The organism is Martelella lutilitoris, from assembly GCF_016598595.1.
GTDB classification, from domain to species: Bacteria; Pseudomonadota; Alphaproteobacteria; order Rhizobiales; family Rhizobiaceae; genus Martelella; species Martelella lutilitoris_A.
Genome location: NZ_CP066786.1, coordinates 2,393,375 through 2,405,610, shown reverse-complemented (window position 1 = coordinate 2,405,610; position 12,236 = coordinate 2,393,375). Strand labels below are relative to the sequence as shown.

Annotated in this window: 8 protein-coding genes; 6 read left to right on the top strand and 2 right to left on the bottom strand. The window is 64.2% G+C overall.

The window, feature by feature from the left end:
- Positions 1-81 precede the first annotated feature (81 nt).
- The 4 genes from JET14_RS11410 to JET14_RS11395 all read left to right on the top strand — a co-directional run bounded on the left by JET14_RS11410 (position 82) and on the right by JET14_RS11395 (position 5,827).
- Positions 82-822 (top strand): hypothetical protein, encoded by a 741-nt coding sequence (locus JET14_RS11410; RefSeq protein ID WP_200333626.1) that lies wholly within the window; start codon positions 82-84, stop codon positions 820-822.
- Positions 823-1,132: 310 nt separating this feature from the next.
- Positions 1,133-1,801, top strand: a complete 669-nt coding sequence (locus JET14_RS11405) for a protein-L-isoaspartate O-methyltransferase family protein (protein WP_024707974.1) — start codon at positions 1,133-1,135, stop codon at positions 1,799-1,801.
- Between the two features lie 150 nt (positions 1,802-1,951).
- Positions 1,952-2,698, top strand: coding sequence for a DUF2497 domain-containing protein (locus JET14_RS11400; protein WP_200333624.1), 747 nt, complete (start codon positions 1,952-1,954; stop codon positions 2,696-2,698).
- A 216-nt stretch (positions 2,699-2,914) separates the two neighbouring features.
- Positions 2,915-5,827, top strand: coding sequence for a valine--tRNA ligase (locus JET14_RS11395; protein ID WP_200333622.1), 2,913 nt, complete (start codon positions 2,915-2,917; stop codon positions 5,825-5,827).
- A 72-nt stretch (positions 5,828-5,899) separates the two neighbouring features.
- Here the strand turns inward: JET14_RS11395 and JET14_RS11390 are convergent, their stop codons facing one another.
- On the bottom strand, positions 5,900-6,886 hold the full coding sequence (locus JET14_RS11390; RefSeq protein ID WP_200333620.1) for an aldo/keto reductase: 987 nt from the start codon (positions 6,884-6,886) through the stop codon (positions 5,900-5,902).
- Positions 6,887-7,030: 144 nt separating this feature from the next.
- Here JET14_RS11390 and JET14_RS11385 point away from each other — a divergent pair, with 144 nt between their 5' ends.
- Both JET14_RS11385 and JET14_RS11380 read left to right on the top strand, forming a co-directional pair.
- Positions 7,031-8,266, top strand: a complete 1,236-nt coding sequence (locus JET14_RS11385; RefSeq protein ID WP_200333618.1) for a metallophosphoesterase family protein — start codon at positions 7,031-7,033, stop codon at positions 8,264-8,266.
- Between the two features lie 3 nt (positions 8,267-8,269).
- Positions 8,270-11,707 (top strand): ATP-binding protein, encoded by a 3,438-nt coding sequence (locus JET14_RS11380; RefSeq protein ID WP_200333617.1) that lies wholly within the window; start codon positions 8,270-8,272, stop codon positions 11,705-11,707.
- On the opposite strand, the gene JET14_RS11375 is transcribed toward JET14_RS11380, so the two are convergent.
- On the bottom strand, positions 11,708-12,220 hold the full coding sequence (locus tag JET14_RS11375) for an MgtC/SapB family protein (RefSeq protein WP_200333616.1): 513 nt from the start codon (positions 12,218-12,220) through the stop codon (positions 11,708-11,710). It lies immediately after the preceding gene.
- Between the last annotated feature and the right edge of the window lie 16 nt (positions 12,221-12,236).

Sequence of the window (12,236 nt, the reverse complement as noted above, 5' to 3'; positions counted from 1 at the left end):
AGCAAAGGCCTATGATACTTGGGAATGGAGCCGTCGTTTCAGGGTGCGCCTGAATATCGCGCGGTCCGCAAGGAGGAAAACATGTTTGCATTCAGTCATAAATCGAAACTGCTGGCCAGCGTCGTGTTTGCGGGCGCAATTGTTCTTTCGGGCGCAGGAACGGCAAGCGCGCTCGACGTCAGCATCGGCGGCGAGAACGGCATCAATGCCAGCGTCGACGTCGGTCAGAACGCGGACGGCGGCGTTGGCGCTGATGTCGGCGCCAGCGTCGGCGGCGACAATGGCGTCAACGCCGATGCCGGCGCCGATGTCGGGGGCGGTCAGGCCGTCGATGCGGGTGTCGATGCCAGCGTCGGCGGCGACAGTGGCGTCAATGCGAGCGCGGATGCCGATGTCGGCGGCGGCTCCGGGATCGGCGCGGACGTGGATGCCAGCGTCGGCGGCTCTTCCGGCGTCAACGCCTCGGCCGACGCCAATGTCGGCGGCGGATCGGGCATCGGCGCGGATGTCGATGTCGGCATCGGCGGTTCGGATGACGGCGGCGCACCCGGCGGCCCGATAGGCGGCGGCGGCGGCGACAATGGCGGCGGCTCCGGCGACGGCAGCGGAGGCAATGGCGGCGGTACAGGCGGCGGCGGCACGGCCGGCGGCGGCGAAATGCCGTCCGGCCGCGACGACCAGCGCCTGGTGACGGCCTTCGATCAGCTCTCCGGCGAAGAGCAGCAAGTGGTGCGCCGCCAGTGCGGCAGCGTGATGCGCACGCCTGACAACTACGATCAGGGTCTCCAGCGTCTGTGCAATCTGGTGCATGAATTCCGCTGACAATCGAATATTGAATTGCGAACCATCGGGAAGGGCGCGGGCGACGCGCCCTTTTTCATGTCAGCATTTCACAGTCAGGTGGAAACATCGGCCATCCGCGAAAATGCGTCGAAACAAGCGTCTGGATCGGTTCTGCGGCTCCGTCCAAGGCGGAAACGGTCTTGCCGGCAAACGCCGCAAATTGGCGATGCGGCGCACTCACGTCTTGCCACGGGGCGGCGGCGCATTTAAGAAAAATGCTCAGGCGGCGTGACGGTTTCCCGTGGCTCCCGATGGCTGGCGAAAATGCACTGTGAGGTTGATGGCGATGATGAATTTCGAAACGGCGCGTGAAAAGATGGTGGAGTGCCAGATCCGCACCACCGATGTCACGGCGCATCCGGTGATCTCCGCGTTTCTCTCGGTCCCGCGCGAGGCATTCCTTCCTGCCGGGCTGAAGCCGCTTGCCTATATCGACGAGGATATCCAGGTGAAGCCGGCCACCGCCGAAAGTCCCGCCCGCTACATGATGGAGCCGTCGCCGCTTGCAAAGCTGATTCAACTGGTCGAAGTGTCCAAAAAGGATGTGGTTCTCGTCGTCGGCACGGGTGAGGGGTACGCCGCCGCGGTGCTCTCCCTTCTCGCCCAGTCGGTCGTCGGCATCGACAGTGACGAGGAACTGGTTCAGTCGGCGAGCGACAATTTTCTGGAGCTCGGCTATGACAATGCCGCCGCTGTCGTCGGCGACCTGACGGCGGGCTACCCTTCGGAAGCGCCCTATGACGTGATCTTCGTCAACGGCGCGGTTGAATACATTCCGGACGCGCTGCTCGAACAGCTGCGCGACGGCGGGCGACTGGTCTGCGTCGAAGGCGCAGGCAATGCCGCGCGCGCCAAGATCTATCGTCGCGATGGCGACGTCTTTTCCGAGTTCCTGTCCTTCAATGCCGCGGTGAAGCCGCTGCCGGGCTTCACGCGCGAAAAGGCGTTTGAGTTCTGAGCGAGCGTCATCAAGACAGTTCATTTCCAAAAAACTGTGTACAGCCCTGAAAACATGATGTTTTCAGGGCGGGGCCTGTTGGAACGGGTTTATCCTCGGGTATGATTCGGGTCGACGGAAAACTCGCATAAGCGCGCAGAAAGGTTTGTCATGGCGCAGCCGAAGTTGCAGCAAGAGCCGACGATGGAAGAGATTCTGGCGTCCATTCGGCGGATCATCGATAGCGGCGAGGATGCCGGGCGTTCGCCGGGCTACCGATCCCCGCAGACGCGCGAGAGCGCTGAGAACCGCAGCGACGAGGCGCGTCAGCAGCCTTCAGGCCATCGCGAAGATGACTGGTATCAGCGCGAAGACGAGCGCGCGAGCGAGCCGGTGATCGTTTCGCGCCATCACGCCGGCGACGGGCCGGCCGCAGCCTCCGAGGAGCCGGCTCAGCCCGAGCCGGTGCGGCAGGAGCCGCCGATGGCCGAACAGCAGGTCTATCGCGTGGAGGAACAGACGCAGCCCGCGCCGGAAGAGCCGACCTATCGGCAGGAAACTTCCCATGAAGGAGCTTCCGACGACCGGCAGTCCTTCCAGGCGGTCTATCCGGGCACGATGGGCGAGGTCGCCCGCCAGGTGCGCGAGGCGTCCGGCCAGTTCGAGCCGGGCGACGAGCAGGACGCATCGGAAGCCGCGGGCGACGACGCACCGCTGCTGTCCGCTGAATCGGAGATGCGGATTTCCGAGGCGTTGCGCGAACTCTCCTTCGCGCTCGAACGCGAGGGCGCGCGCAGCATCGAGGAAATCGTCGCCGAAGAGCTCCGTCCGCTCCTGAGCAACTGGCTCGAAACCCATATGCCCTCGATCGTCGAGAATGTGGTCGCGCGCGAACTCGAGCGCATGCGCCGGCGCTGATTGCACCGCGCCGCTCGCCTGTTTTTTAGGGCCTTCGGGCCCCCGGGCCGTCCCTTTTCGGGGCGGCTTTGTTGTTGACAGGCTTCGCGCCAAACGCTTAACAACATCTGGCTCTCGACCGGCTTTCTGCTGGCAAAACCGGGGGTCGTCAAAAACCGGAAAAGATGGTCGGCCGCGCGCGCCGGCCCTCCTTTCAAAACAGGAATTGGCACGGAAATGCTTGACAAGACCTATGACGCGAACAGCGTCGAACCGAAGATCGCGGATCGCTGGCAGGAGGCCGACGCCTTCCGCGCGGGCGCCAACGCCAGGCCGGGTGCGGAGTCTTTCAGCATTGTGATTCCGCCGCCGAACGTGACCGGCTCGCTGCATATGGGTCACGCGCTCAACAACACGCTGCAGGACATTCTGGTGCGCTTCGAGCGCATGCGCGGCAAGGATACGCTCTGGCAGCCCGGCATGGACCATGCGGGCATCGCCACGCAGATGGTCGTAGAACGCCAGTTGATGGAAAGACAGCTTCCCGGCCGGCGCGAAATGGGCCGCGAGGCTTTCATCGACAAGGTCTGGGAGTGGAAGGATGAATCCGGCGGGCAGATCCTCAACCAGCTGAAGCGCCTCGGCGCCTCCTGCGACTGGTCGCGCGAGCGCTTCACCATGGATGAGGGGCTTTCGCAAGCCGTTCTCGAAGTCTTCGTCACGCTCTACAAGCAGGGCCTGATCTACCGCGGCAAGCGTCTCGTCAACTGGGATCCGCAGTTCGAGACCGCGATCTCCGATCTCGAGGTCGAGAACCGCGAGACCGACGGCCATATGTGGCATTTCAAATATCCGCTGGCCGATGGCGAGACCTACACCTATGTCGAGAAGGACGAGGACGGGAACGTCATCCTCCAGGAGGAACGCGACTACATCTCGATTGCCACCACGCGCCCGGAAACCATGCTCGGCGACGGCGCGGTCGCGGTTCATCCGTCAGACGAGCGATATGCGCCAATTGTCGGAAAATTCTGTGAAATCCCGGTCGGTCCGAAGGAACATCGCCGTCTGATCCCGATCATCACCGATGAATATCCGGATCCGGATTTCGGCTCCGGCGCGGTCAAGATCACCGGCGCGCATGACTTCAACGACTACCAGGTCGCCCGCCGCAACCACATTCCGCTCTATCGCTTGATGGACGAGAAGGCGGCGATGCGCGCGGATGGCGAGCCCTACGCGACCTGTGCCGGCCAGGCCATGCAGATCGCGAAATCCGGCGAACTGCCGGGCGAGGCCGACGTCGACGACATCAATCTCGTGCCCGATGAATATCGCGGCCTCGACCGCTACGCGGCGCGCAAGCGCATCGTCGATGCCATCAATGCCGAGGGTCTTGCCGTGACCGTGAAGGACGAGGAGGGTAATGATATCCCCTTCGTCGAGAGCAAGAAGATCATGCAGCCCCATGGCGACCGTTCCGGCGTCGTCATCGAGCCGATGCTCACCGACCAATGGTTCGCCGATGCCAAGACGCTGGCCGAGCCGGCGATCGCTTCCGTTCGCGAGGGCCGCACGAAGTTCGTGCCGAAGAACTGGGAAAAGACCTATTTCGAGTGGATGGAAAACATCGAGCCGTGGTGCATTTCGCGCCAGCTGTGGTGGGGACACCAGATCCCGGCCTGGTACGGCCCGGATGGTTCCGTCTTCGTCGAGAAGACCGAGGAAGAAGCGCTCGAGGCGGCCATCCAGCACTATATTTCCCACGAAGGTCCGTGGAAGGCCTGGGTCGAGGAGCAGCTTGAGAATTACGAACCCGGCAACATCCTGACCCGGGACGAAGACGTTCTCGACACCTGGTTCTCCTCCGGTCTCTGGCCCTTCTCCACGCTCGGCTGGCCGGAAAAGACGGAGGAACTGGCGCGCTACTATCCGACCAGCGTTCTCGTCACCGGTTTCGACATCATCTTCTTCTGGGTCGCGCGCATGATGATGGATGCGCTGCATTTCATGAAGGATGAACACGGCAATCCGATCGAGCCTTTCCATACCGTCTATGTCCACGCCCTGGTGCGCGACAAGAACGGGCAGAAGATGTCGAAGTCGAAGGGCAATGTCATCAACCCGCTCGACCTGATTGACGAGTATGGCGCGGATGCGCTGCGCTTCACGCTGGCGATCATGGCGGCTCAGGGCCGCGACGTGAAACTCGATACGAGCCGCATCGCCGGCTACCGCAATTTCGGCACCAAGCTGTGGAACGCCACGCGCTTTGCCGAGATGAACGGCATGAAGTTGGACGCTTCCTTCCGCCCGGAAAAGGCGACGCAGACGATCAATCGCTGGATCCTGACCGAGCTTTCGAAGACGGCCGAGGAGGTCACGCGGGCGATCGAATCCTATCGCTTCAACGAGGCGGCGGGCGCCCTTTATCATTTCGTCTGGCATGAACTCTGCGACTGGTATCTGGAACTGCTGAAGCCCGTCTTCATGGGCGACGACGAGGCCGCCAAGGCCGAGGCGCAGGCCTGCGTCGCCTATGTTCTGGCCGAGACCTACAAGCTTCTGCATCCGTTCATGCCGTTCATGACCGAGGAGCTCTGGGCCCATATCGGCGGCGAGGGCCTGCTTTGCCACGCCGACTGGCATGTGCCGCTCCATCGCGATGACACGGCTGCCGATGAGATCAACTGGCTGGTCGATCTCGTTTCCGGCATCCGTTCCGCCCGCGCCGAAATGAACGTTCCGCCATCGGCCAAGGCGCCGCTGATCTTCGTCGGGGCCAACTCGACGACGCGCGAGCGCAGCGCCCGGCATTTCCCGGCGATCGAGCGCCTTGCGCGCGTCGATTCGCTCGACTTCGAAAAGACGACGCCGAAGGGCGCGGCCCAGGTGATCATCGGCGAGGCCACGGCGTGCATTCCGCTCGGCAACCTGATCGATGTCGCCGCCGAAACCGCGCGTCTGGAAAAGGCGATCGGCAAGGTGGACAAGGATATCGAGCGTTCGGGCAAGAAACTCGACAACGAGAAGTTCATCGCCAATGCCGATCCGGAAGTCGTCGAGACCGAACGCGAACGTTTTGCCGAACTGAAGACGCAACGCGAACAGCTTGCCGTGGCCCTGACGCGGGTGAGCGAAGCCGGGTGATCAGGCTTCGGCCGATGAAATGACGAGAAGGGGCGGAGCGTTGCGCGCTCCGCCCCTTCCTTTTACTTCTCTCTACCAGCGCTGGTGGACGTGGGGCGCGATGCGGCTGCGATAGATCTCCTCCATCGCCGCCATCACATCGGCGCCGATCACCGGAAGGTCGGAGGCCCGCGCATTGCCCCTGGCCTGTTCGGCATTGCGCGCGCCCGGAATGGCGACGGTGACCGCCTCGTTCATCAGGATCCAGCGCAGCGCGAAGGCCGCCATGCTTTCCCCGCCGGGAACATGCTTGCGCACTTCCTCCACCGCATCGAGCGCTATCTCGAAGGGCACGCCGGCAAAGGTCTCGCCGACATCGAAGGCCTCGCCGGAACGGTTGAAGTTGCGGTGGTCTTCCTTGTCGAACTCAGTGTCCCGCGTGATCTTTCCCGACAGAAGCCCGGAGGCGAGCGGCACGCGCACGATGACGGCAATGTTCTTCCGTTTCGCTTCCGGCAGGAACAGCGAGGCCGGGCGCTGGCGGAAGATGTTGTAGATGATCTGCACGCTGGCGACGCCCGGAAACTCGATCGCCTTCAGCGCTTCCTCAACCTTTTCGACGCTGACGCCGTAATTGGCGATCTTGCCCTTGGCCTTGATGGCGTCCAGCGCCTCGAACACCTCCGGCCGGTAGAAGGCCTCGGTCGGCGGGCAGTGGAGCTGCACCAGGTCGAGCCGTTCCGTCTTCAGGTTCTTCAGGCTGCGATCGATGAAGCCTTCGAGGTTCTCGCGATTGTAGCCGTCGGCCGTATGCGGATTGAGGCGGCGTCCGGCCTTGGTGGCGACGAAGGGCTTTTCGCCGCCGCGATTTGCAAGAACGTCGGCAATGATCTTTTCCGAGCGGCCGTCGCCATAGACATCGGCCGTGTCGATGAAATTGATGCCGGCATCGAGCGCGGCGTTCAGCGCCGCACGGCCGTCTTCCTCGCTGACGGAACCCCACGAGCCGCCGATCTGCCAGGCGCCGAAGCCGATATTGGAGACGGGGCGTCCGGTGCGTCCGAAATTGTGATAATGCATGCGTTCCTCCGGTGAATGTCTGATTCCCGCCCTCAAAGAGGCGGACGGGACAAGGCGCCGGTCCGGCGCTTGTTTGGGCTTGCGGTGTGAACCTAAGGTCTTTTACGCCGCAAGGGCCGAAGAAAAAACAGGGAAAGGTGATTTGTGACGTCCTTCCGCTTCATTCATGCCGCCGATCTGCATCTGGGCAGCCCGCTTTCCGGGCTGATGCTGAAGGACCGGCAGATGGCGGAACGCTTCGCCGCCGCCGGCCGCGATGCCTTTTCCGCGCTGGTTGACTATGCGCTCGCCGCGCAGGTGGATTTCCTGGTGATCGCCGGCGACGTCTATGACGGCGCCTGGAAGGACAATCATATCGGCCTGTTCTTCAACCGCGAGGTCGCGCGATTGTCGCGCGCCGGCATTCCCGTCTATTACCTGCGCGGCAATCATGACGCCGAGAGTATCGTTGCCCGCACCATCGCCATGCCGGAAGGCGTCCATGAATTCTCCGCCCGAAGACCGCAGACGTTTGTCATAGAACATCTGAAAGTGGCGCTGCACGGTCAGGGCTTTGCCGAGCGCGTGGCGGCCGACAATCTGGCGCTCTCCTATCCGCCGGCCGTGCCCGGCCATTTCAACATCGGCGTGCTGCACACCTCGCTGTCCGGCCGCCCGCCGCATGCCGTCTATGCGCCGTGTTCGGTCGTCGATCTCGCCTCGCGCGGCTATGACTACTGGGCGCTCGGCCATGTCCATGCGTTCGAAGAGGTTTCGGCCGATCCGCTGACGCTCTATCCGGGCAATCTGCAAGGCCGCAATATCCGTGAGACCGGGGCGAAGGGCGCGGTGCTGGTGAGCGTTGAGGGCGGCCGTCCGCGCTATGAGCGGGTGATGCTGGATTGCGCCCGGTTCGAGACGGTGGAGGTGACGCTTGCCGAAAACCTGCCCGAAAGCGCCATTCCCGGCGCAATCGAGGCGGCGCTCTCGCCCTTTGCCGAGGCGGCGGATGAGCGGCCTCACGCGCTCAGGGTCACGCTTTCCGGCCGTCATGCGTCAGCCGAGCGGATCAAGGCGGAACGGTCACAGTGGCGCGATGACGTTCAGGCTGCATGCCACCGCATTCACGCCGACCTCTGGCTCGAAAAGCTTGTGATCGCGCTTGAGGCAGCTGGCACGGAAAGGCCCGCTGCGGCAGGTGACCTCGCGGTCGATATCGATGCGCTGGTCGGATCGATCGCAGCGGGCGAAGACGCCGGCATCAGCGAACTCGTCGGCGAGATCTCCCGAAAGCTGCCGGGCGGCGTGGCGGCGGACGAGGAGCCGCTTGGCGCCAGCGCGGCCGAGCTTCTGGCGGAAGCGCGCGACATCCTGCGCGCGCGGCTTGCGGGCGAGGGCTGAACGATGCGGTTTCTCTCCCTCGATCTCCTGCGCTACGGACATTTTTCCGGCCGTTCCATCACCTTCAGGCCCGATGCCGCGCTGCATATCGTCTACGGGCCGAACGAGGCGGGAAAATCCTCCGCACTCGCGGCCTTTTCCGATCTTCTCTTCGGTTTTCCCGATCGCGATGTCGGCTATGATTTTCTGCATCCGGCGCGTGATCTGAGGATCGGCGCGGAAATACGCGCGCGCTCCGGCGAGACGCTTGCCTTCCGCCGCCGCAAGGGCCGCAAGGACACGCTGCTGGCTGCCGGCGGCGACAGCGAGACCGCGCTCAATGACGATGCGCTCTCCGCCTATCTCGGCAGTCTCGACCGCACCGTCTTTGAGCGGGCCTTTGGGCTTGACAGCGAACGGCTGCGGGCAGGGGCTGACGAAATGCTCGCCGATGGCGGCGAAATCGGGCAGATCCTGTTTTCCGCAGCCTCCGGACTGACGGGGCTCAGGGCAATCGCGCAGAGGCTTGAAGCGGATGCCGACGGCATCTACGGCCCGCGCCGGTCGCAGAACCGCAGTTTCTACCAGGCGCTCGACCGGCATGACGCGGCGCGCAAGGCCGAGCGGGCGCTGGAATTGAACGCCAGCGACTGGAAGGCGTTGTTGCGCGAGGAAAGCGAAATCGAGGAGGAGCTTGCGGCGCTTGGCGAACGTCAGCACGCGCGCCGTACCCGCATGGAAACGCTCGACCGTCTGCAGCGGCTGCGCGGTCTCGTTGCCGAGATCGACGGCCATGAGCGCGCCTTGCAGGCCTTTGCCGATCTGGAATCGGTCGTGGACGAGACCGGCGCGGAACTCGAGAGGCTCCATGCGCGCCAAGACCAGCGCAAGAGCGAGATCGAAGGCAAGGCCGGGCGGCTCGCTGCGCTGCGGCGCGATCTTGAAGCGCTGAAGATCGACGACCGGCTGCTCGCCCGTCGCGAGGAAATCCGCCGTCTCCACGGCGAAAGCGGGCTTTATGCCGAGGCTGTCAGCGGCCTGCCGGAGCGCGAAGCCGGACTGGAAGAAACGCTTTCCGCGCTTTCCATCCTGGCCGCGGAGCTTGGCATTTCCGACATCGAACGTCTGGAACAGAACCGGCCGGACAATATCGTGCTTGCCGAACTGGACGCGGTGATCGAAGAGGCAAGGCGGCTGGAACGCGAGGCATCCGCGCTTGAAAAGGGTCTTGCCGATAGCCGCGCCTCACTCGAAAACCTCGAGGGCGAAGGCGGCGGCGGTCAATTGACCGATCCGGCGCCGCTGCGCCGCCGCTTCGATGCCCTGCGGCCCGACATTGCAAAATTCGACGATGCCGAGGCGCTGGATGCCGATATTGCCGGTCGTCGCCGCGCCCTGGCGGAAAATGCGGCACTGCTGCGCCCGGCCGTATCCGATATCTTCGGCCTTTCCCGCGCGACGCTGCCGGATCAGGCGGCGGTGCGGGCGGCGGGCGAGACGATTTCGGCGATCCGCAGCTCTCTGGAGACACTGGAGCGCAGGAAGGCCGAAGGCGATCAGGAGCGCCTGCAAATCGAGGAGCTGGTCGCCGGGGAGGCAGGCGACGCGCCCGTGCCGACGCGCGAGGACATTGCGGCCGGCCGGCTTGAGCGCGACAGGCTTTTCGATGCGTTTGCCGCAGGAAACGGCGATCATGCGCGCTACGTCGCGGCGGTAAAGGCCGCCGATGGGCTTGCCGACAGCGCCCTCGACAATGCCGACACGGTGGCCCGACATGGTGAATACCGCAAACGTCTCGCGGCGCTGGCGCGGGATCGTGAAGCCGCAGAGCGTGAAGCTGAGCGGCTGACCGCAGAGCTTGCAGCGGAGCGCGAAGCCCACCGGGCGCTTTTCCGCGCCGCAGGCGTCGAGGCCGGCGCGCCGGATGACATGCTCGAATGGCTGCGTCAGATTGCCGTGCTGCTTGATCAGCGCGCGCAATTGTTGAGCCTCATCGATCGGCAGTCCGGACTGGACAAGCTGAAGGACGAGTTGCGCGCAAGCCTTCTACCGCTTGCGGACGAGACGGATGCCGAGATGCCGGTTCCGGCGCTGGCGCGCCTTGCCGAAGCCCGGATCGAGCGTCTTGCCGAGCGCTGGGAGGATGCGCGCCGGCAGCAGGCGGAGATTGCCGCCGCCCGTCAGGCCATCGCGCGGCGGGAGCAGGAGCTTGAGGCATTGAAGGCCGTGCGCCGCGATTTTGCCGGGCGTTATGAAGCCTGCCTTGCCGATGTCGGACTGAAGCCGGGAACCGGGCTTGCGGCGGCCGAAACCGCGCTTGGGCTCTGGGGCAGGGTGCCGCAGCTTCTGGAAAGAAAGAACAGGCTCGAGCGCGAGATTGCGGCAGGCCGGGCGCGTGTCGCGCGTTTCCGTTCGGCTGTCGATGCACTCGCCGAGGCGCTGGCGCCGGACCTTGCCGGGCGCGACGCCGAAGAGAGTGTCCGCATCCTTGGCGAACGCATCGACCGCGACACGTCGGGTGCCGCCCGCCGCAAGGCGCTCGAAGAGGCTGCCGCGACCTTGAACGCGGAGATTGAGGCGCTCGAGGATGACCTTGCTTCCTGCAGGGGAAAAATCGCGAAAATCGCCGAGGCCCTGCCGCCGGGTGTCGTCATGGAAGGACTTCCCGCGCGCCTTGAGGAGCGGGCCGCCCTGAAGAACGCGCTTGCCGAGGCGAAGCGGCGCTTCGATGACGGCAGCGAAGGCGCGGACGCGGAGGAAACGCGCAAGTTGGCCGAGGGGCTGGATGTGATCGCCTGCCGGCAGGAGCGTGAAGCGCTTGCCGCCGAAGAGGCCGAGGACGAGGGCGTGCGCGAGGAACTGTTGCAGCGACGTGCCGAATGCCGCCACAAGAAGCAGGAGCTCGGGCGCGGCGAAAGCGCCGAACAGGCGGCCTTCGACCGGGGCTCCGCCGAGGAGGAAGCGCGAGAGCTTGCCCGCGAATGGGTGGTGCTGAAGCTTGCGGGCAATCTGCTCGATCAGGCGATGGAGCGCTATCGCCAGGGCCGCGCCGATCCCATCCTTGAAAAGGCCGGGCGGCATTTTTCCGCGCTCACGATGGGCGGCTTCGACAGGCTGCTGCAGAATTATGGCGCCAATGACGCGCTGCTGCTCTCCGCCCGTCGGACTGATGGCAGCGAGGTGCCGGTGGCTGGTTTGAGCGACGGCACGCGCGATCAGCTCTGGCTGGCGCTGCGCCTCGCTTTCCTTGAGGATTACGCCAGTCGAAACGAACCGGCGCCGCTGATCGTCGACGATATCTTCCAGACCTTCGACGATGTCCGCAGTGCCGCCGGCCTGAAGGCGCTCACGGGCCTTGGCGGCGATATCCAGACGATCCTGTTCACCCATGAAAAAAGCCTTGTCGACATAGCTCGGAGCGAGCTTGGCGACAGGGCCGATATCGTGATGCTGGAGCGCTGATCACGCTTCGCCGGAGCGATTGTCCTTCGTCTTGCGACGGCTGAGCTTCGTGCGCACCTCTATTCTGTGCAGCACGAGCAGGACGATGACGCCGAGGACAGAGGAAAAGATTCCCAGTGTCCAGAGTCCGAGCCCGATGGTGAGACCGATTGCGCCGGACAACCAGAGCCCGGCCCCGGTTGTCAGCCCCTTGACCGTGCCCTTCTGGAAAAACACGATGCCGGCTGCGAGAAAGGCAACGCCCTCGGTGATCGACTGGATCACGCGGGTCGGGTCGATCCTGAGCACATCGGAAACCTCCGGCATCAGGTCCGGCACTTCCGTGGAGACGATGACGAAGAGGGCGGCGGCGAGGCTGACGAGAATGTGGGTGCGCAGCCCCGCGGCATGGTTCTGCATTTCCCGTTCGAGGCCGATCAGCCCGCCGAACAGGGCCGCGCCCACCAGGCGGACGAAGAAGACCAGATTTTCACTACCGCCTGTGGTGGTGATATCGTCTATCAGGGCTTCCATCGTTCTCCTTGTTTGA